13 protein-coding genes are annotated in these 23,351 nt (G+C 39.8%); 8 read left to right on the top strand and 5 right to left on the bottom strand.

What is annotated here, in order from left to right; genetic code table 11:
* Positions 1-22 precede the first annotated feature (22 nt).
* Complete coding sequence (locus tag HWV01_RS13670) at positions 23-772, bottom strand: hypothetical protein (protein ID WP_211675855.1); 750 nt, start codon at positions 770-772, stop codon at positions 23-25.
* Positions 773-1,248: 476 nt separating this feature from the next.
* Here HWV01_RS13670 and HWV01_RS13665 point away from each other — a divergent pair, with 476 nt between their 5' ends.
* The 6 genes from HWV01_RS13665 (at position 1,249) to glpD (ending at position 10,964) form a co-directional block, all read left to right on the top strand.
* Positions 1,249-2,637, top strand: coding sequence for a DASS family sodium-coupled anion symporter (locus HWV01_RS13665; RefSeq protein ID WP_211672075.1), 1,389 nt, complete (start codon positions 1,249-1,251; stop codon positions 2,635-2,637).
* 281 nt (positions 2,638-2,918) lie between these two features.
* Entirely contained in the window at positions 2,919-4,394 is a 1,476-nt protein-coding gene (locus HWV01_RS13660; protein ID WP_211672074.1) for a diguanylate cyclase domain-containing protein, read from the top strand.
* Between the two features lie 572 nt (positions 4,395-4,966).
* Complete coding sequence (locus HWV01_RS13655; RefSeq protein ID WP_211672073.1) at positions 4,967-6,136, top strand: MFS transporter; 1,170 nt, start codon at positions 4,967-4,969, stop codon at positions 6,134-6,136.
* Positions 6,137-6,577: 441 nt separating this feature from the next.
* A complete protein-coding gene (locus HWV01_RS13650; RefSeq protein ID WP_211672072.1) occupies positions 6,578-7,435 on the top strand; it encodes an MIP/aquaporin family protein in 858 nt (285 codons plus the stop codon).
* A 122-nt stretch (positions 7,436-7,557) separates the two neighbouring features.
* Positions 7,558-9,090 carry a glycerol kinase GlpK gene (glpK, locus tag HWV01_RS13645; protein ID WP_211672071.1) on the top strand — a complete coding sequence of 511 codons (1,533 nt, stop codon included), beginning with the start codon at positions 7,558-7,560 and terminating at the stop codon, positions 9,088-9,090.
* A gap of 326 nt (positions 9,091-9,416) precedes the next feature.
* Positions 9,417-10,964, top strand: coding sequence for a glycerol-3-phosphate dehydrogenase (gene glpD, locus HWV01_RS13640; RefSeq protein WP_211672070.1), 1,548 nt, complete (start codon positions 9,417-9,419; stop codon positions 10,962-10,964).
* Positions 10,965-11,078: 114 nt separating this feature from the next.
* On the opposite strand, the gene HWV01_RS13635 is transcribed toward glpD, so the two are convergent.
* The gene (locus HWV01_RS13635; protein ID WP_211672069.1) at positions 11,079-12,716 is read right to left on the bottom strand and encodes an electron transfer flavoprotein-ubiquinone oxidoreductase; all 1,638 of its coding nucleotides are present in this window, start codon (positions 12,714-12,716) and stop codon (positions 11,079-11,081) included.
* Positions 12,717-12,921: 205 nt separating this feature from the next.
* On the opposite strand from HWV01_RS13635, the gene HWV01_RS13630 reads away from it, so the two are divergent.
* On the top strand, positions 12,922-13,920 hold the full coding sequence (locus HWV01_RS13630) for an ABC transporter substrate-binding protein (RefSeq protein WP_211672068.1): 999 nt from the start codon (positions 12,922-12,924) through the stop codon (positions 13,918-13,920).
* A gap of 200 nt (positions 13,921-14,120) precedes the next feature.
* Here the strand turns inward: HWV01_RS13630 and pulA are convergent, their stop codons facing one another.
* Positions 14,121-17,969 (bottom strand): pullulanase-type alpha-1,6-glucosidase, encoded by a 3,849-nt coding sequence (gene pulA, locus HWV01_RS13625; RefSeq protein ID WP_211672067.1) that lies wholly within the window; start codon positions 17,967-17,969, stop codon positions 14,121-14,123.
* Between the two features lie 511 nt (positions 17,970-18,480).
* A complete protein-coding gene (ygjK, locus tag HWV01_RS13620) occupies positions 18,481-20,862 on the bottom strand; it encodes an alpha-glucosidase (RefSeq protein ID WP_211672066.1) in 2,382 nt (793 codons plus the stop codon).
* A gap of 995 nt (positions 20,863-21,857) precedes the next feature.
* Between ygjK and HWV01_RS13615 the strand changes: the two genes are divergently transcribed.
* Positions 21,858-22,739 (top strand): NAD(P)-dependent oxidoreductase, encoded by an 882-nt coding sequence (locus tag HWV01_RS13615; RefSeq protein WP_211672065.1) that lies wholly within the window; start codon positions 21,858-21,860, stop codon positions 22,737-22,739.
* 167 nt (positions 22,740-22,906) lie between these two features.
* On the opposite strand, the gene HWV01_RS13610 is transcribed toward HWV01_RS13615, so the two are convergent.
* Entirely contained in the window at positions 22,907-23,245 is a 339-nt protein-coding gene (locus HWV01_RS13610; RefSeq protein WP_211672064.1) for a cytosolic protein, read from the bottom strand.
* Positions 23,246-23,351 lie beyond the last annotated feature (106 nt).

The raw sequence follows: 23,351 nt of genomic DNA, 5'->3' as shown, positions 1-23,351 counted from the left end.
GAGTCCACTCTTCTTTCATTATTTATTGGGGCTGTTGTTGGTCAAATAAAGTATCAAGTGCTGAAGTCTTTTCTGGTTGTTCATCTAACTTACTTTGAGCTTCGATTTCAGCTAATTGGTAGGTCGATTTATTTAATAGTTTAATCATGTTGTCTCGTTTATCTATTAAAAAATCGTCTTTGAGGTCGACAGCTTCGATTAATGTAATATTTTCATTTAACATTTTTACCGCAGTGCTATATTTTTCATGCTCAAAAAATGTAGTCGCTTTGATTAAGCAATTACTCAAACGCAGTTTTAAGCGCATTTTTTCCAACTTAGATTCTTCAGTGACACAATCTTCTAATGAGATGTTTCTCTTGTGTAGCTCGTGACGCAAAATTACTTTGAGACGTGAAATACTTCGTGCTAAGTCAATTGCGGTTCGCTCATCAACAGGTTCAATAAATAAACCTGATGGTGCTACTATTTTGGCTGTCGCAATATGCATTTTTTGTTGAGTAATATGGTGTTTAATTTTATCGTTCAGCGGTTCGACGGTTAAAATGTTTTTGAGCGCGGCGATAATACGTTGGTGTAATAAGATCGTAAGTTTTGTGCTAAATGCAAGCGACGTTGCGTACTTTAAAACAATTTCGGTTTCTTCTATGCTCCGACGTTGTACCGCTAAAACTTGGCGCTTTTTGGTTAATATCATTTTTCTTACTTGTACAAAAATTGCAACCGCAATCATTGAAAATACAAAGAGTAGGATACCCATTTCCATGAACATTAGATTCAAACTTTCTATCCCTTATTAAATGCAGCGACTCGCCTATTATGTATGGCATTCTTATGATACCTAAGTGCCGCATAATACACGGGTTTATTCGTGTATTCACTCTTATTTGACTTTTTCACTCAATGTTTTCACTCAACGTTTTAACGTGAATGAATTCAACACTGTTTTTAATATACTGGTTCACGATTAATCATAGCGTATTACTCAGGGGGCGTACTATGTGCTTTCTCCAAGAGTTGACTAGATCAGACAGAAATAAATGTTAAACCCTTATTATATCACTGATGATTTTTGGTTAAAAAATAGCAGTTGCGATGTAAAATGTGAGTGAGTTCGATTTATTACATATTGCTTTGGTTTAATTCACCATAATTATCTTTATATTGACGTGTTGATTTATATTACATGTGAGAATAACCCTATTGGAGTACTTGTAAATATATATTCATTAGGAGAATAGAGCTCACATGAACAAAAATGAAAGCCTACCGCTACCCACCAATACGATGGAATGGCTAACCAATAAAAACAGCATTATTATTATTTTAGATGTTGTTTTATTTGTCTTATTATATAATTTTTTACCTTTTGAAAAAGATGTCGTACTAGGGCTTAGTATTCTGAGTTTTATTGCCATTTTATGGTTAACAGAAGCACTGCATGTCAGTATTACCGCTTTATTAGTGCCTATTCTTGCTGTGGTATTTGAAGTCTTTAATACTCAAACTGCGCTTAATAATTTTTCTAACCCTATTATTTTTTTGTTCCTTGGTGGTTTTGCACTTGCTGCCGCGTTACATCGACAAGAACTCGATAAGGTAATTGCGGATAAGGTACTTGTGCTGGCAAAAGGCAGAATGAATGTTGCGGTGTTTATGCTGTTTGGTGTCACTGCGGGTTTATCTATGTGGATCAGTAACACCGCGACAACCGCGATGATGTTACCTTTGGTATTAGGTGTACTTAACAAAGTAAACACTAAAACAGGCCATAATACTTATGTCTTTGTATTGCTTGGTATTGCTTATTGCGCCAGTATTGGTGGAATTGCAACTATCGTTGGCAGTCCTCCCAATGCGATTGCAGCGGCGCAATTAAATTTAAGTTTTACGGAATGGATGTCATATGGTGTGCCAATTACCTTGATATTACTGCCTGTGACAGTCGGAGTGCTATATATACTGCTTAAACCAAATCTGAATGAAATCTTTGAGATAGACCATCAACCTATTGAGTGGGATAAAGGTAAAATTGTTACACTTGCTATCTTCTCGTTAACGGTATTTTTATGGATATTTAGTAAACCGATTAATGCAATGCTTGGTGGTTTCTCTAAGTTTGATACATTAGTGGCCTTGATGGCTATTGTGCTTGTAGGTGTAGCTCGAGTCGTCAATTGGAAAGATATTGAGAAGACTACTGACTGGGGTGTACTCCTATTATTTGGCGGTGGAATTTGTTTAAGTAATATATTAAAAGCAACAGGTACCAGTGTATTCTTGGCGGAAAGCTTAAGCGGGATTCTTGCTCAGGCAGGAATGGTTATTATCATTTTAACCATTGTTGCGTTTGTCGTTATGCTGACAGAGTTTGCCAGTAATACCGCCAGTGCTGCACTGTTAATCCCAGTTTTTGCAGGTGTAGCTGAAGCGCTTGGTATGTCACCTGTTATTCTATCTGTGCTTATCGCAATTGCGGCATCGTGCGCATTTATGTTACCTGTCGCAACACCTCCTAATGCGATTGTATTTAGTACCGGGCACATTAAACAATCAGAAATGATACGTGTTGGTATCTACCTGAACTTGATTTGTATCTTTATTTTATCGATCGTAGCGTGGTTATTCTGGTTATAGCGATAGGGTATTAAATTTAATGACAGTACGGATGTAAGGCCTCTATTTATAGAGGCCTTACTATGTATACGGTTTATTCCAGCGGTATATAAAGCGTTTTGTCCCAAAATTATATATTTCACGCTTATTATTAATATATTACGCTTCCAATATGCACATTTCAGTAACATAATGTTTCTATTGCATGTCCTTACATTGTCAACCATAGTAATCAGTAATGATTCAGTATATTATTTCCAGCCAATTATCAGGCATAAAAAGATGCGGTAAACAGGTGTATTGTGAAAGCTAGAATTGCTATTTATTTAGTTATTATTATTGGTATTATCATCACTTATCAGGTTAATCGTTCTGAGGTTAAGCAGTTAGATAAATTCCAACATTCTTTTCAGGCCGTTGAAGGGCGCTTAGGTGAACTATTTTATCAGTTGCAAGCAATTCAATATGGCATGTCGCAATTAAGCTCCTTAAATACCGCGTTAGTTGATGATAAAAAATTAAGTTTCACATTGAATGACGATGACACTTGTCTTGTATCTAAACTTCCAACCAGTGAGCATATGTATGAGTTTGAGACAAACTTCTTAGTTGCCAGTGATAAAGCGGGCTGTGAGGACAACACGGTACTGCAAAATAAGATTAAAGAGACGATAAAAATAGCACCTATGATGACGTTTCTTGCGGGCCGTGCGGAGGATGTGATTAGTTTGTATTTCATTTCGTTGGATAAATTTGTTATTACCTCGCCAAAATATAATGCATTGGTCCTGAAGCCAAATGAATTTGAAACTAAGCTGTTTACTCGACCGTACATGCAGAAAACATTGAGTGTAGATGTTGAAGATCTTGGGAACCAGATCTTCATCACTGGCCCTTATGCAGATTTAAGCCTCAACAAAGATGTCATTACCTTTTCGATTGCAATTTTCATGGATAAGACATTTTATGGTGTGCTGAACATGGACATTTTGTGGAGTGATTTAGTCTCGGATATTGATTCAGATTTTTATATAAGCAATACAGGAGTTCTTCCACCGTTAGGTAATTTATCCAGTGAAACTTTAAGTTTTGATGGTCAGACTACGGATTTACGCTTAGTGATGCCCAACGCTATGGCTGACAAGTTAAAATATCTAATTAAAAATAGTTTTGTTGATATTACGTTTTATTTTGTCGCTATTGTCCTTGCTGGCTGGGTGTTGTATACGCTTAAATTACGTCTTGTATCGCAAACGCTAGCGAAAGAGTCTCATCATGATCCATTGACTGGCTTACTTAACCGCCGTGGTTTTATGGCTGAGTTAGAAGGTATTGGAAGGCATCAGTTTTATTCGTTTATGATCATAGATCTTGATAACTTCAAACACGTTAACGATACTTATGGTCACCCTGTCGGCGATGAAGTTCTTATTCGGGTTACCACTGCAATTCGGCATATGGTTCGTGAAAAAGATATGTTTTTCCGTCTCGGTGGTGAAGAGTTTGGTTTGTTGATTGCTTATAACAAAGGCAATAAACAAATTGATATTTTTGAACGCATCTGTGAAACCGTCGCTAACTTACCGCATTATAGCGGAGATATTGCATTTCACGTCACCATGTCTGGTGGTGCAATCACTACGTCTTCGATTGATCAAATTAAATTAATCAAAAGCATTATAAAGCAGGCGGATGAACTCTTGTATACAGCTAAGGTTGCAGGTAAAAACCGTGTGTTATATGGTGATTTTAATAGCCGTAATCCAATTGAACGCTAGTTTAGTGCTATATAATTACGTGAAGCTGACAGAATCCTAAGGTCTCTAAACCTCCAGTTCCACTGATTTCAGCGCTGAAAAAATCGCCATTACCATTCCATAATGACTGAATTTATCATGTATTGATGACGCTACTCGACTGCTATTCTCGTACGAACAAAAAGGTTGTAATTGTGAAAACTAATTATGAAATGAAATTGTTAGCGATTTCATTTTTAATGACTATTAGCCAAACAGCTATAAGTAGGTGTTAATGATGTTTTTAAATCACATTTTATAGCATTTTTGTTACTTAAATAGAGCTTTGGTTTTTTGTTGTTTTTGATTTGTGTTTTATTTACAGTTAATTATTGAAAATATGACGTTTTAAAATATTAACATGTCAGCAACCTTATTAAATGGGTGAATAAGTGAGGTTTATATAGTTTGTAAATTATTTTAAATTGTATGGAAATGATCTTTACTTCCGAATGATTTAAGATTAAAGTCTCGCCGAAATATGCAGTAACCAGCAACTGGTACACATATAGTCGCATAACCTATATTTAAATAACTTAACTTGAGGATACAAGGTGGGAACATTCGCCTGCACAAACCCACGAAGCAGTACTTTCGTACCTGTTGTTGGTTTGTCATTTTTTGCTATTGCATCTGGCTTTTTAATGAGCCTAATTCCGCTATCACTACCATCATTTGGTCTCAGTCTGACACTAACACCTTGGTTGGCAAGTATCTTTTATCTGGGACTATTAATTGGTTCATTACAGATAGAAAGAGTCGTCGCCAGAATAGGTCATCGTCTTGCGTTTATTTTATTTTTAAGTGTGTTGTTATTATCAATATTTTTGATGATCGCAGTACCAACGGCTGCAACGTGGTTAGCGTCTCGTTTTATTGCGGGTATTGCTGTAGCTGGCGTATTTGTTGTTGTTGAATCTTGGCTATTAATAGCCGATACAGCAAAACAACGTGCAAAGCGTCTTGGTTTATATATGACATCTTTATACGGTGGTAACTCACTTGGTCAGTTAGGACTTGTGCCAATCGGCGTAGAGGGTATTTTTCCTTATAGCATGGTGATTGCTGTATTGTTGATTGCGATACTACCACCACTATTAATTAAAGTAGGGCAACCTGATTGTATTGGCCATCAAAAGATCAAGTTAGCAGAACTAAAAACACTCAGCCGACCTGCAATTTTGGGTTGTTTAGTGTCAGGCATGTTAATGGCACCAGTTTATGGTTTGATGCCTTTGTATATTAAAGCGCAAACAGGTAGTGCTGAGCAGACGGGTATGTTAATGGCGATCATTATCTTAGGCGGCATGTTAGTGCAACCATTAGTCAGCTATTTATCACCAAAAATGAGTAAGACATTGCTAATGTCCTTATTCTGCTTGGTTGGTGTGCTAGGGATTATCGGGATATTAACGACCCGTGATTCGGTGTTATTAAGTTCAAGCTATATGCTATTGGGTGCGAGTGTGTTCTCGATATATCCGGTTGCGATCTCGCTAGCGTGCGATAATTTAAGCATTAGCAAAATTGTTTCGGCAACGGAGATCATGTTATTAAGTTATAGTGTGGGTTCCGTTGTTGGGCCTGTTGCTGCACAAGGCTTTAAGCATTATAACAATGGCTTAGTTACATATTTTGGTGTTTGCATGCTAACGATGTGCATTTACATGCTTATTAAAAGTGTGACATCAAAACCAAGCGATCATTCTGCTATCTCGCAGTAGGGTCACACACGCCTAGTTAATACAGTGTTGATACGGTTAAGCCTGTTGATGGTTTAACCGTATTTTGTTCGTTTTAATCATATTGTCGTTACAGTGTTCGTTTAGTTACATCTTATCTTTTTTAGCCCTTTCTAATTAGACTATATGAAGTATTTATGCGATTTAAACACATTTAATTACCAATAAAGTGTTGATTTTTGTTACGGGAATACAATGTAACTCTATCCGTATATGATTTTATTCTGGTCAAACCAGCTCGATACTGCGTATTTTGTAAGTTAATATAACTCAATGTGTCTTATTTGAGCGTATTAATGTGTTCGAACGCTCACTTTTATTCTTTGTTTGTTTTAATTATGTATTAAAAGTGTAAATTTACTGGCACACGAAGATCGTGTATACCCTACATAAAAATATAAAAACATAACAAAGGAATGAATCATGGCTAACAATAAACAGCATACTCTGATGGGCGAATGCCTCGCTGAGTTTATTGGCACTGGACTGCTAATTTTTTTTGGTGTCGGCTGTGTAGCTGCATTAGTATTAACAGGCGCTAGTTTTGGTCAATGGGAAATCAGTATTATTTGGGGTATGGGGGTAGCGATTGCTATTTACTGTACAGCCGGTGTATCTGGTGCTCACATTAACCCTGCTGTGACTATTGCCTTAGCAGCTTTTCACGGATTTGATAAAAGCAAAGTATTACCTTATATTTTCGCTCAGCTATCAGGAGCTTTCTGTTCAGCTGCTTTAGTATACGGCTTATATAGCAATTTATTTACTGACTACGAAATCGCGAACGGTTTCCTACGTAACAGTGAAGCTGCATTATCAACAGCGGGTATCTTCTCAACTTACCCACACCCATCATTAACGTTCATTGGCGCATTTGCGGTTGAGTTCGTAATCACTGCGGTATTAATGTTCGCTATCTTAGCGTTAGGTGATGAGCATAACGGCGAACCACGCGGCGCAATGAACCCTGTTCTTATCGGTGTGTTAATTGCGGTTATTGGTGGTTCTTTAGGTCCACTAACTGGTTTTGCAATGAACCCTGCACGTGACTTCGGTCCAAAACTATTCGCTTATTTCGCGGGTTGGGATTACGCACTAACAGGCGCTAAAGAGATTCCTTACTTTATCGTGCCAATTTTAGCGCCAATTGCTGGTGCATGTTTTGGTGGTTGGTTGTATCCAAAAGTGATTGGTCAATACCTACCATCAGCAGGCCACGGTTGTACTATCCCAAACCAGTGTGATGACGAATCAGCTGAAGGTGTAGTTGCTAAAGTATAAGTATGCACTTTGAATTACACCCAAGCGGTTTTGAATACGATATTATTTATAATAAATAAGACCTATTACTTTAAACACTAAGTATAAAGTACTCTACCAAATGAAATATAAAGGACTTCATAATGACTGAGAAAAAATACATTATTGCTTTAGACCAAGGAACAACTAGTTCTCGTGCCGTTATTCTTGACCACGATGCAAATATTGTTAGCGTCTCTCAACGTGAATTTACTCAAATCTACCCGCAAGCTGGTTGGGTTGAGCATGATCCACTTGAAATTTATGCAACTCAGAGTTCAGTATTAGTTGAAACGTTAGCGAAAACAGGTATCACCAGTGATGAGATCGCGGGCATCGGCATTACGAACCAACGTGAAACGACTATTGTTTGGAATAAAGAAACAGGCAAGCCAGTTTATAACGCAATTGTATGGCAGTGTCGTCGTACTGCAGACATTTGTGACAAATTAAAAGCACAAAACGAAGGCTTTGAAGAGTACGTTCGTGAAAACACTGGTCTTGTTGTTGACCCGTACTTCTCAGGTACAAAAATTAAATGGATCCTTGATAATGTAGAGGGTGCGCGTGAAGACGCTGAAGCAGGTAAACTACTGTTCGGTACGGTTGATACTTGGTTAGTTTGGAAAATGTCACAAGGGCGCGTTCATGTAACAGACCACACGAATGCATCACGTACCATGCTATTTAACATCAATACATTACAGTGGGATGAGAAACTACTTAAGATTCTTGATATTCCACTATCAATGATGGCAGAAGTGAAATCTTCTTCAGAAGTGTATGGTCAAGTGAACATCGGTGGCAAGGGTGGTACGCGTATCCCTCTTGCTGGTATTGCGGGCGATCAGCAAGCTGCACTTTATGGTCAAATGTGTGTAGAGCAAGGTCAAGCGAAAAATACTTATGGTACTGGTTGTTTCTTATTAATGAACACTGGTAAAGAAAAAGTAACATCTAAGAATGGCCTATTAACTACGTTAGCATGTGGACCACGCGGTGAAGTTGCATACGCACTCGAAGGCGCTGTATTCATGGGTGGTGCATCTATCCAATGGTTACGTGACGAAATGAAGTTACTTTCAGATGCGAAAGATTCTGAATACTTTGCGACTAAAGTTGAGACTTCTAATGGTGTTTATGTTGTTCCTGCATTCACAGGTTTAGGCGCACCGTACTGGGATGCATATGCTCGTGGTACGATCGTTGGTCTAACACGTGGCGTGGGTGCAAACCACATTATCCGTGCAACACTAGAAAGTATCGCGTATCAAACACGCGATGTACTTGATGCAATGCAAGCAGATTCAGGCATTAAACTGACTGAACTACGTGTAGATGGTGGTGCAGTAGCAAATAACTTCCTAATGCAATTCCAAGCTGATGTACTAGATACAACTGTATTACGTCCAGCGGTAACGGAAGTAACAGCATTAGGTGCTGCATACCTTGCAGGTCTTGCTGTTGGTTTCTGGGATAGTCTTGATGAGCTTTCAGGCAAAGCTGTTATTGAAAAATCATTTGAAGCACATGATGATGAAGTAAAACGTCAGCGTCGCTACCGCGGTTGGAAACGTGCTGTTAAAGCGGCACAATCATGGTCTGAAGGTCATGACGAAGAAGATGATTTACTATAATCGTGTTTAAGTTTGATTGCCAATAGGTCGTCGCCTTAACTTAAATTGAAAGAGTGCCATTAAGTTTTATACTGTGGCGCTCTTTTTTTATGTGTTTTATTGCTATTTGGTCTATTTTTGTCATCAAATTGCCATGTCTTTAATGTTTAATAGCCATTCGAACATTCAATTGGGCATGAATTTAAACTCAAATGTTCGAAATGTAAAAATAAATGCGCGAATTCGAAAGTAAATGGTGATTTTAATATGAAAGTGTTCTATATTAACTGCAGATGTTCGATAGCGGTCGTTCGCTCAAACAAGAATGTATTTAAAGTGAGTTAAGTATGAATAATGGAAATCAGAAAGTAATGACCAATGAAGTATTAGATCTGATCGTTGTTGGCGGTGGCATTAATGGTGCAGGTATTGCTGCAGACGCTGCTGGCCGAGGCTTAACTGTTGGCTTATATGAAGCCGCTGATTTTGCTTCTGCAACATCATCAGCAAGCTCTAAATTAGTTCATGGCGGTTTGCGTTACCTTGAGCATTACGAATTCCGTTTAGTATCTGAAGCATTAGCAGAACGTGAAGTATTACTTAAAAAAGCGCCACACATTGTTAAACCAATGCGTTTCCGTTTACCACATCGTCCTTTCTTACGTCCTGCAATACTGATTCGTGCAGGCTTGTTCTTGTATGATAACTTGGGTAAACGTACAACGTTACCAGGCAGCAAACAAGTAAATTTAGCGAAATCAGGTTTGCTTAAAAAAGAAATTACTAAAGGTTTTGAATATTCAGATTGCTGGGTTGATGATGCGCGTTTAGTGATTCTAAACGCAATGGCAGCACAACGTAATGGCGCTGAAGTTGAAAACTATTGCCGTGTAGAAAAAGCCGTTCGTAAGGATGGTTTATGGCAAGTCACTATTCTAAACGAGCAAACAAATGTTCGTTTAGAGCGTACAGCGCGTGCATTAGTGAATGCAGCTGGCCCTTGGGTTAAGCAATTTTTCGATGACAGCATGGAAGAAAAATCGCCACGTAACATTCGTTTGGTGAAAGGTTCACACATTGTTGTTCCACGCATTCATGATGAAGAACAAGCTTACATTCTACAAAATAAAGATAACCGTATTGTATTTGTTATTCCTTATATGGAAGACTTCTCAATTATCGGTACGACAGACGTTGAATACGTTGGCGACCCGCGTAAAGTAGCGATCTCTGATGAAGAAGTTGATTACCTGATTGATGTTGTAAACGAACATTTTGTTAAACAACTTGCACCGAGTGACGTTGTTTGGACTTACAGTGGTGTACGTCCACTCTGTGATGACGAATCGTCATCACCACAAGCAATTACACGTGATTACACACTGGAAATTGAGCAAGAAGGCACACAAGCGCCATTGCTATCTATCTTCGGTGGCAAGTTAACAACTTACCGTAAACTGGCTGAATCTGCGATGAATCTAATTTCACCGTACTTTGACAAGCTAGGTGATTCATGGACTGCTGATACAGCGCTACCAGGTGGTGATTTTAACTATCCTCGTACACAGCTAGTTGCCAATATCTGTTCACAGCATTTATGGCTAAACCCTGAAACCGCTAAGCGTTATGTTAATCAGTTCGGTACAGATTCTTGGAACTTATTTAAAGATTGTCAATCTGAAGCTGATTTTGGCATTCACTTTGGCCAAGGCGTTTATAGCCGCGAAATTGATTACTTGATTGAAACTGAATTTGCTAAGAAAGCGGAAGACGTATTATGGCGTCGAACTAAGCTTGGTTTGTACTTAAGTAAAGCACAACAAGCTGCTGTTACTGACTACATTAATGCACAAGTAGTAAAGCTTAATCCGGTAAAGCTAGATAAAGTTGGTTAATTGCGTAACTCACTACGTTGATTGAACAACTTGTATTAAAGCGCTGCTAATCATTGATTAGCAGCGCTTTTTTATACCTGTCATTTAAGATAATGATGATGGGTATTATTCGTATTACATACTGGCATAATTGGGTCCGCTACCGCCTTCCGGTGGTGTCCATACTATGTTTTGTGAGGGATCCTTAATATCACAAGCCTTACAGTGAATGCAATTTTCAGCATTAATCTGGAATTTAACTTCGTCGTCGATGGTTATTATTTCATAAACGGCCGCAGGGCAATACCGTTGTGCAGGTTCTGCAAAGCGGGGTAGGTTAGAGCACATCGGGATACTGGGGTCGGTGAGTTTAAGGTGGCAAGGTTGGTCTGTATCATGTTGTATATTGGCTAAAAATACCGAGCTTAATCGATCAAACGTTAATTCGTTGTCTGGTTTAGGATAAACGATTTCAGTGGCAGATTTTACTTTTTGTAATTGGCTGTGATCTGGTTTTGAATCGTGCAGTGTAAAAGGCAAGCTTTTATGCAGTATATTCTGTTCAAACCAGGTGACACCTAACATGGCATTACATCTGTGGGTGATAGGTGCAAAATTACGAGATTGATATAGCTCTTGGTATACCCAGGATGCTTCATATAATAGGGTGAAATTATCAAGAGTCTCTTTATTTAATGCCATTGCTGAAAATACGGTTTCGGCACCAACCATCCCCGTTTTCATTGCGGTGTGCGTACCTTTCAATTTTGCCACATTCAGTGTACCTGCATCGCAACCAAGTAATAACCCGCCGGGGAACACCATTTTAGGTAGTGAGTTATACCCACCTTTGGTGATAGTTCTGGCTCCGTAAGCAAGGCGCTTTCCTCCTTTAAGGTAACGACTAAATGCGGGGTGTAATTTGAGTCGTTGAAATTCGTCGAAAGGACTGAGGTTAGGGTTTTGGTAATTTAAGTCGGTGATCAAACCAACATAAGCCTGATCTTTACCTAGATGATATAAGAATGCCCCGCCAGTGGCGCCGTGCTCTGCTAATGGCCAGCCGATACTGTGCATCACGAACCCCGGGTGATGAAGGGCTGGATCGATTTGCCACAGTTCTTTAATACCGAGTCCGTAATGTTGTGGGTCTACGTCTTTATCTAGCTTGTATTTTTCGATCAGTTGTTTACCTAGGTGACCACGTGAACCTTCTGTGATTAAGGTGTATTTACTAATCAATTCCATACCCGGCATGAAGTTATCTTTTTCTTTTCCGTGTTTATTGCGACCCATATCGCCAGTGATTACGCCTTTGACACTGCCGTCCTGATTAAATGCTAAATCGTTGGCGGTAAAACCAGTGAAGATCTCAACACCGAGCTCTTGTGCTTGCTGTGCTAACCAAATACATAAATCGCCAAGGCTGATGATATAGTTATGTTTGTTGTCTAAGCTTGATGGGACTAACATACTGGGGACGCGACGGGCTGTGGTCGCATTTTTAAGTAGCCAAGTTTCATCTCGTTTTACGGCGTTGGTCACTGGGGTGTTTAAGTTTTGCCAGTCGGGAAACAGTTCGTCTAATGCGCGGGGTTCAAAGACTGTACCTGCAAGGGTATGTCCACCAATATCAGCGGCTTTTTCGAGGACACAAACGCTCAGTTCGGTGCCAGATTCTAGCGCTAGTTGGCGCAAGCGACAGGCCGCAGATAATCCAGCTGGGCCAGCCCCGACAATGATAACATCAAACTCCATTGATTCATGTTCCACGCTTGGCATCCTTATTCAATGACTTACATTAAGTATTGTGTATGTTTGAATAAGCGCCAATCATATTGTAATTAGCGACTAACTAGTTGAATTAGACTGGTTAGTTCAATTATTTTAGTGAAAGTGAATGTGCAATTAAAAATATTGGTTACAATAACGTTAATGACTTTCAACCAATATACTCAGTTTAATTTGAGGTTTTATTATGTTTAAAAAATCCCCTTTAGCAATATTGCTAACGATGGCGTCTTTCAATACCTTTGCCGCAGAATGTGGCTCAGTGACAATAGCAGATATGAATTTGGGAAGTGCAACCTTAGTCGCCAATATAGATGCTTTCATTTTAACAAATGGTTATGGCTGCGATGTTGAAATAGTGCCAGGTAACTCGACGATAACTGCGACGTCGATGATTGAAAAAAACACCCCTGATATCGCGCCCGAATTTTGGACTAACCAGATAAGGACAACATTGGAAAAAGGCGGGGAGGAAGGTCGTATTGTTGTTGCGGGGGATTTACTTTCTGATGGTGCCGTTTCTGGTTTTTGGGTGCCTGCATATATGGTAGAGAAAGATCCGTCTTTAGCTACACTAGCAGGTATTAAGGCCAACGCGAAATTATTTAAACACCCTGAAGATCCAAGTCGTTCTGCTTTTATGGCGTGTCCTGCGGGCTGGACTTGTCAGATATCAACCACTAATTTATTCAACGCGATGGGCCTTTCTGACTACGGTTTTGACTTAGTGGATCCTGGTTCCGGTGCTGGATTAGCTGGTTCAATGGTAAAAGCGTACGAAAATAAAGAAGCATGGTTTGGCTATTATTGGTCGCCAACCGCGCTTATGGATAAATATGAGATGGTTCGTGTTGATTTTGGTACTGGTTTTAACCGTGATGAATTTGAAAACTGTACCATTATCGAAGACTGTGAAAACCCGAAAGTGACGGATTATCCTGCTGCACCTGTACAGAGCATTGTCACAACTAGTTTTTCTAAAAGAGAACCTGCGGTTATGCAGTATCTTTCCAAACGTACATTTACTAATAGCGAAATGAATCAACAGCTTGCTTGGGTAGAAGAAGAGCAAGCCGATGGTGATTATGCCGCAGAACACTTCTTATTGAAGAATAAGGCTATGTGGAGTCAATGGGTAACAAGCGATGCTGTTAAAAAAATTAATGCAGCGTTAGCTGATTTATAGTCACTAAATAGCGTTTATAACGTGTGTTAGATACATAATTTAAGGAAGCTGAAATGCTTCCTTTTTAATTTTTTTGGTATTTAAATCAGTACCATATTCTAGTTGCTAACTATAGCTGAATAATTAGAGTTGGGTTAAAGTGAAGCAAAATCACGGACTAATATTAACTCGCAATTTTGCTTGATTATCACAAATTAAACTTATTCGATCTCGGCCTTCAGCGCAACAGGAAGACCTGCTCCGCGTTCACCATCACGAGCTTGGACGAATACTGCACTAGACCATGGCGGAACTTCAAATTGACCATTAGTAAAGCTAGCGTTACTGGCAATAGAGTTAGTTTGGTTGTGCGTGGTACTCAGTTCAAATCCTATAAGGTCGGTAGTGTTATTACTGTTATCAAGGAAATGACCAATTGCTTGTTTCTGAGGAGTCGCATTAATTATAATAACAATAGAATCAAGTTTACTGTCTAAATCCGCTGTTTGTGTTAAGCCATTATCGATGCTCATTACAATGATTCCCGGCGTTTGATCTTTTCCTACGTTACGGAAATCAACACGGCTAATAATTTCATCTGCATTTGGCAGAGCCATCAGTGGTGACGCTTTACGAAGTCGAAGCAGCTCTTTGTAGAACTCAAACATCTGGTCTAGGTTTACGGCACTTGGTTGTGCGTTTGCTGTTTGTATCTTTTCGATTAAGTCATAGTTGGCGGCGTCTTTATCTTTCGCTGGAAGACCTTTATTCCAGTTGTTGTCATTAAGGGTAAAATCAACACGATTATACCAGTCTCCATAATCGTAGGAATCACGCTGCATAGATTTAGAACGCAGCAGTTCACCACCCATATGGTTAAATGGCATAGCTTGACCAAGTAACACGGTAGAAATGCCGATCGCCTGCATGCGAACGTGATCGTCTAGTGAGACATCGTGTGATATTTTGTACATATTAATATCCCAAAGCGTCTGGTTATCATGCTTAGAGACATAGTTTTGAGTTTCCCAAGGTTGTTCTGCATAGCCAGCTGCCTGACCATTATAGTCTAACGTTGAACCTTTCTGAGTGTTGCCTTTATAGTCAACAAATTCGAAATTTTTGAGGTTACCGGCCATACCTAAACGGGTGAGATCAATTTGATGCAGTGCACGTGCTAATTCAGCTGATACTCCATCATCGTTAACATTGGCTGCAATGTCGACTAGCTCATTCGCCATCACATAAGCACCTGTAGCAAAGCCTTGTGTTTTACGTATGCTTTCTCCGGTATCAAAGGGGCTTCCTCCACGTACGGCATCACGCAGTCGATCAGAGAAAGAACCAATACCGGTACCACCTAAGTGTTTTTGGGTTGCCTGAACAAAACGTTTGTCGTCTTGGACTTCACCAAAGTTCCAGCCTTCACCATAGAAGTATACGTCTGGATTAACTTGACGGGCAGCCTTAAGTGTTTCCTGCATTTGCGAAAGTGGGTGATGGCCCATTAAATCCCAACGGAATGCATCAATCTTGTATGCTTTGACCCAGGTTTGAATTGAATCATCGATAAGTTTGGCAAACATTGCATTTTCTGGTGCAGTGTTATCGCAACATGTTGATGTTTCTATCGCGCCAGTATCAGGAACTAAGCGTTGGTAATAAATCGGAACAACTTTGTCTAGTACCGACTTGTCATTTAGGCCTGATGCATTAGTGTGGTTGTAAACAACATCCACAATCACATTCATACCTATATCTTCTTTGACTGATTTAACCATTTCGCGGAATTCTAGGATCCGCTTGGAACCCTCGGATTCTGTTGCATACGAACCTTCTGGAACTGTGTAGTGAAGCGGATCATAGCCCCAGTTGTAGCTATCTACGCTACGTACGTATTCATTGAGCTCTTGAACTTTTGCATTGTCTTTGCTGTCGACTTCAGCAAGTTCTGTGAAGGCATCTGAAATTGAGCCTCCACTTGTGCAATAGCTTGAAAACTCAGACTGTTTTATCGTAGGGTTTAGCTCACAAAGCTTGCTAAATGCTTGGTCGATATTAGCTACTTTTTCCGGGTCTTCGTTAATAGTCGCAATATCGAATACTGGCATTAAGTGCAAGTGGGTCATGCCTGCTTTACTTAGCTGCTTAAGGTGTTCGACTGGTACGGATTCTTGCTCGGTAAAGGCAAGGTACTTGCCTTTATTCTGCGTACTTTCATCGCGTGCTGAGAAATCACGGACGTGTGATTCATAGATCACCATGTCAGAAAGATCGCTTTCTTTTTGGGAATGAGGTGCTTCTAAGTTATCCCAGCCGTTTGGTTTTAATTGGTCTGAATTTAAGTTAATTACCTGACTGTAGATGGAGTTAGTTGAAAGACTGATTGAATACGGGTCCGTAACTTCATAGCCGTAGCCTTTTTGTTCACGAGGTTGGAATATCTTCATAGCATAACGATAGAACTTACCATCTACCGCATTACTTTCAAGATCGACGCTCCAGCTACCCGATGTTTTGTCTTCAACCATTGCAATACGTTGAGTTTCTGATTTATTACTATTGTAGATAACCAGCTCGATGCTGCTGGCGGTTGGGGCCCAAAGCCGGAAAGTTACGTCGTTATTATTATAGATTGGACCGTATTGCAGTTCTGTGGCTTCTTGTGCAAATAATGCATCCAATGCGCCAGCGTACTGGATACCTGTGGTGGACCGAAATTTACCATTGTTGGTTGAAGCAATCGCGACCATACTGCCTTTCAGTAATGAAGAAAGTGCTATATCTGCTGGAAGAGTAGGTAAAGAAAATACAGGGTATTCAGCAAGATGAGGGTATTTCGTTTTCTGCTCCACTGTTAGCTCGGTAGAATTCAATATAATGGAAGCACCAGAAACGACCTTCTTAGATTTTCCATTTTCAATGATCTCTTTAACTTTATATTTACCATCATGGTTGAACATAATTTGGACCATGTCGGCATTCGCTCCACCTTTCCATACAAGAGTTTTGTCGTCTAGCATGATCGCGCCTAAGGTATCGATTGAGAATTCAGATGATGGTCCGGATAATTCAAAAGCTTGTTCGCGAGTATCGTATTGAGTCGTACTACCTGGAATAAAAGTAACAGAGCGATTATTTCCCATAGTGGCAATATTTATTTTAATATTTGAGTCAATAAGCTTATCTTTATTTCCATTACGGAAGATAACATTGAAGCAACCAGATTCCGTACTTGTGACAGGAAGATACCAGATAGGGCCAAACTCATCATTATCAGCTGGGCTCACAGAGATATCGTTCCACCCTTTATTCTTAGCTGAATCAGTTAACCCTTCACAGCCCCCATCTGGGATTTTATCTGTTCCCCAGAGGTGAAGGTTCATGTTCTCGTAGGGTGTGTAATCACCCATGGCATCGTAAATCTGCAATGCAACCATGCCTTCTTGAGGAGCATCAAACTCCCTTGGTTTGATGGTTTCAGGCATGGTGACATCTGTACCAGCCTGCGGAAGCCCTTTAGCCGTGAGTAGTCCATCTCGACGGGACCCTTCAACTTTTTTAGTGCTATTGTCTGCAACAAAAAATTCTTTTCCTAAATCAGCTTCACTAATAGCTACTGTAACTTGTGTTACTTGGTTTCCATCTTTGACTACTAGCGTGCTACATGAATTGAGTACATTTTTATTAAGCAGCCAAACAGGGCCAAACTCATCAGCGCTAATTGTAGATACAGGGTTAATATTATTGCAGTTTAGCGTCCAATGAGTGTATTTAGACGCACTTGACTGCAAGGATTCGACGGGATTAAGGCTTATTATATAGCTGATAATAAATTGTTCTTTAGATGGTGAAGGTGCGTCATCCGGTAGGGCGATTGTCGGTTGAAGTTCAACTGGAACAGGTTGTGAAATGCTCGGTTCTATTAATTCATCTGGGATAGTGGGAGTGACAGGTTTTGAAGGTGTAGATGAATTGTTATTACACCCTACGGTAATAGCTGCAGAGCATAGCGGTATAATTATTTTCGCAAGTGCTGAATATTTAAATTGTGTAGTATTATTTTTCACTGTCTCAATCCCTTGGTTATTTATAAATTTGGCTAAGAGTTCAGAAATAATTAATTGTTTCTGTGATGATAAATAAATGGGTGACAATAACATCAACCTTTTTAATAAGCTTTGGGGTGGAGGCAAAGGGGGGAGATAATATTTAATTTGAAATAAATCACACTAATTAGGCTTAGTCTTGTGATTAAGGAACAAAAAGCATGTACGGAGGTTTAAGCAAGTCACTTTTTGTAGGCAAGTACGGTAAAAAATGTAATTCATTAATTATTAACTTTTTTGCTGGGAGCTAAGACAAAAGCTAAAATTTGAGATCGTCAGTCGGTTTCTCGTGATAAACCTTAAATTTCAATTCTTATCGTTTAGTTGTGGCCAAATTACGGGACTGATCATTTGAGGTGTGTTTATGTTGAATTTACTGAGAGGGCTAGTTGCATACTGGCTAAATAAAAAGGCCATCACTTTGTTGTAATGGCCTTTCTTAATGTTAGCAGTTGCTACTTATACGCTTTAGTTATTTTTCTTCAGTAAAGAAATCGTTATATAACATATATAGGTGGGCAGCACTCCAAGAGAAGTTTGGCGCGCCTTGTTGTTCACCTGTTAGCGGGTTGTAGTTCTCACGAATTGGACCGTCTTGCACTAGGCCATCGGCGTTATCAAAGAAAGCCGTTGCCATTTTAACTGCATCTTCACGGTAACCGTATTGTTCCATGCCTTTTAGGCCAAAGTAGAACTGGTCAACCCATACACGTCCACGCCAGTAAATATCAGGACCAAAAGCAGGGCTTGAAATAGCAGCTGTTCCAAGTGGTACATAAGTATTGAATTCGCTCGTATCCTTCATTACTTTTACTACAGCGTCAGCGTTATCCTGTGTTGCTGCGCCATTAAATAGTGGTGACCAACCTTCAGGGCCTTTACCACGTTCAACAATAGGTTTACCCGCACAGCCATTGGCTAGTTCTTTATCTTCGATACGGATATCGTAGAAGAAGCCAGTACTTTCATCAAACATACACGTATTGATGTAAGTCGCTAGGTAATCCGCTTTATCACGGAATTCTTTCGCTTCATCATCTTTACCTAACATATCGGCCATTTGTGCTAAGTATTTATTATCGCTATACATGTAGCTGGCTTGATCAACTGACTCTTGTAGTAATGAGTAACCAAGTAGGGTGCCATCTTCAGCGCGGTTTTGGGCAAATGCCACATCCCAATCACTGCGTTTACCACCATTTGCAACGTAAGCATCTAGCTGTTCTTCACTGATAAAACCGAATACTGCGGCGTCATCACGACCTGACTCCCAAGATGCAGCTGTTTGTGCTGGTACTTCAATATGTTCAAAGTTACCGTCGGCAAGGATCCTGTTGTATTTTTCGATGCCCGCATACTTGTAATCTTTACCACCACGTTTAACCGTGAACAGCATATTTCCTTCTGTATCATTGTGAGCTTTATGGCGTGTTGCACCATATTCTGGTACACCATTACCATTGTTATCTCGGTTACGTAACCACCAGTTATGATAAGCGACTAGCTGCGGATACATTTCTTCTATCCAAGCCATATCACCAGTGGTGTTGTATACTTCCATTACAGCCCAAGCTGCTAAACTTGGTTTAGTATTACGTTCACTCCAGTTACTACCGTCACCGCCACGTTCAGGGCTGGTATTATAGGCCAGTAAGTCAGGTATATAGCCTTCATCCCATGGACGAACAGGATCGTTAGCTTGAATTTGGTAAGCGAACATCGCACGAATGTTATCTTTTGCTACGTCAGGATTGAAGTGTGCCATTGCAAATGCTTGTTTCCAAGTATCCCATGGCCAAGTTTGGTTACCTGAGAACCAACGCGCTGTTACTGAAGGTGTAACAGAATCAAACTTCATTGCACCAGCTACGCCACGCCAGTTACCGTTTAATGTTTCTATCGCTTTTACGGCAACACGCTCTTGCTCTTGGGTCGCGTAAGTATTGGTTAAACCTTTGTCTAAATAACCTTCCCAACGCTGTTCAGAAGCACTTAAGTACGCAGTCGGGTTCGCGAGTATTGCTTTAATGTTTGCTTGTTCAGCCTGATTTTCTTCTGCTGTTAGTACGTGCGAGTAAGTTGTATAAAAGGTTGTTGAACCTGCTATCGTCGCTTTTGAGCTGAACTTATGTTCATCAATTTCGGTATTCATTGGAATTGATTTATGGATTTGGTATTCAGAATCACCTGAAGTTAGTAGTGACGAAGTTGCACGTACTTTACCGAAGGTGACCGTTAAGCCATCGTCTGTTGCCACAAGCATACGATCATAATTAGGGTAGGCTTGGTCGATGGTTTTATCTGATTGTGATTTACCTTCTTTTGCGTGGTTCTTCTCAAGTAACTCACCATCCCAAACCAATTCTACTGGTGAGTCTGACGTTACTTTGGTTTCAAGCAATGAAGTACGGTTTGATGCAAAGCGCAGTGTTAATTCAACCGTGACATCATCTGATGTTAACTTCTGAACTAATGCCCCTGGTAAGCTGTATGCGTCCATTGTAAAAGCAACTTTTTTACCGTTTTTGAACACACTCAAGCGATCAAAATTGTTAGACATAAAATTAATGTATTCTTCAGTTAACAGTGCCGTACCAGGGAAACCGCCCATGCCTTCGTCGTTGTCAGGTAGTAGATGACCGTGCCATGCGCCAAGGTCAAAAAATGGGTTAAAGCGCTGATGGTCATAAAAATCATAATCACGCATGTATTCAGGTGAACCTGAACGGTCAATAACATTCTTATATTCAGTTGTTTGTGATTCACTATTGGCTGAAAATGGTGACAGGCTGCAACCTGTAGTCAGCAGTGCTGTGCCAATCGATATCGCAATAAGTGACTTATTTAAGTTCATTATTCATATTCCTTGTTATCAGTAGAAGTGCTGCATCACAAACACTGTGTTATCAGAGTCAGATGTATCGTTACGTATTTAGTTTTCATCTGAATCGCTTCTGTTTGTGTGACAAAGGGATAATACGCAAGTTGATATACCTCTAAAGGCTAGCTACGCTGTGATTTCAAATGGAGTCTACAACCTATGTTGGTATTTATTAACCAAACTTTTACTAAAGTGTGATCTATTTTAGTAAAGTTACACTAGGTTACATTTGGCTACAAAATCGCCTTGAAACGTAAATCACAAAATGTTGTAATTTTGTTGATTTGAGAGCTTGGCTTTGAACTGCTTTCGACAGTGAATACAATGGATTTGATCTTTAAGGTGCTGATATTGTGTGGTATACGCTGTCCGTTACGGCCTTGTGGGTAGCACTCACAAGGCTAAGGTTTTTTGTGGCCGTTTTTGAGGTTACGAACAGACATGATTATTTGCCATACATTTCATTATGCATAATGAAAACGGTTCGATAGAGTAGATTAATGCAGTGTTATTCGTATTTTGCAGAAAACGGTCTCGAATTGTCAAAAGACAATCAGGTTATCCCAAAATCTAAAAAGCCTCCGTACCCTGCTGGAGTCCCCTCTAAGCCAGTGAAAGGCACTGGTGCTGTATAATAACTGCCTTCAAGGGTTTTACTACGCAGAAGATAATCTCCCAACAACTCAGCTTTGCCATACCCTGAAGTAATTCGTTGATTGCTAAAATTCGATTTTACGAAACCTATTTCTGTCCAGCTATGGCTTAGTTCTTATGCTTTAAGCCAAATTTGCCCCTTTTAGTCTTAGGGTTAAAACTCACACATTATCCAGTAACAGCATTTTGACTGAATTTTTCTAATTCATAAATACTTGTTTGCGGTATTTTTGGTCAATGCAATACCGAAGAGGAAGACCATACCATTCGTAAACTGATAGAATAGACTCTTGGATTCAAACAGGTAGTAAAAGTTGAAAATTTTAGTTACAGGATCAGCTGGTCGAGTAGGACGTGCAATTTATATAAAATTGATGAAGACTCACAAAGTCGTAGGAATAGATAAAACTCCTTGCTCTACAGTAAACTATGTTGGAGACATTCGTGATATTGGTTTGTTAACTGAGGCTGTAGAGGATGTGGATGTCATTGTTCATACAGCTGCATTGCATGCGCCGCATGTAGGCTTGGTATCTGACCACGAATTCGAAGATATCAACATAAAAGCAACGGAGCAATTAGCACTATTAGCAGTAAAAAAAGGGGTTAAACATTTTGTGTTTACGAGCACTACAGCCCTCTATGGTTTTTCTTCAACGCCTGATGGCGTTGCAGGATGGGTCAATGAAACGGTTACTCCTAGACCTAAAACGATTTACCACAAATCCAAGATACAAGCAGAGCAGATTTTGGAAAATATCTCAAACTTGTTTAATTTACCTGTCACTGTTCTTCAAATGTCTCGCTGCTTTCCTGAACCTGCAAATTTAATGGCTCTCTATCGTCTTACGCGTGGCATTGATGCTCGAGATGTAGCGAATGCTCATGCTTGTGCCATCGAAAAACGTCTTTCGGGGTTCAGGCGTTATATTATTTCTGGAAAAACACCATTTAATAAGACATGTTGTGAGCAGCTTTATCTAAACGCTGATGATGTCGTAAAAGAGTATGCTGCGAAGCTTGCAAAAGACTTCGCAGATCGAACTTGGCATTTACCTAAAAGTCTCGACCGAGTTTATGACTCTAGTTTAGCGCAATTAGAATTAGGGTGGCAGCCGAAATATGGTTATGAGAGTGTATTAGATATGCTAGATAATGATTTCGCAGAAGTGCTTCCCGCAATTAGTATTAGCTAACAAAATTTAATACTTCAGGATACTTTTCCTAATCTAAGTTTAGTGCGTTAGAGTATTAAATCTAACGCACTTCTGTCCACGAACGAGTTAGCTAGCCTAGCTAACTCAAAATTGCCCAATTCCTTGCTAGGGATGCATCTCGCCGATTTCAACTTACTGAATAATTTTCAGTCCATTCGGGTAATAAAGGTTTGCTCGTCATCCACAAAAGCCACAAAGCCGCCGTGATAGATAAATACCCGACCACGCCCCTCAACTAGGCAGGCAAGCTGTGGGGTCAAATCTTCTTCGTTATCCTGACTTTGAAAAGTGCCGGTATCGGTGATTACGCCGCTGAGTGTAGGCAAATATCCATAAGTGCGCTTGGTTTGATCAATCAGGTTTAATTCGCTGGCGGTAGAGAAGCAAAAGGGGATCGCACCAGCTTCTTCGATAAATATAGTTTTCAGTTCTTCAAAAGCTGTAATCACCAGCCAGTCGATGCCGTTAACATGATGGATAAACATAGAGTTTCTCGGTTATTTTGGTGCGGAGATTTTATCACTATTAGGGGAGAATGTAGTAGAGATTTAGTTGCTAAAGTTATTTCCGGACATTCATTAGGTCAACTTA

Origin of the sequence: Moritella sp. 5, assembly GCF_018219455.1 — a bacterium.
Classification (GTDB): Bacteria; Pseudomonadota; Gammaproteobacteria; order Enterobacterales; family Moritellaceae; genus Moritella.
This window is presented reverse-complemented; position numbering and strand designations above follow the sequence as displayed.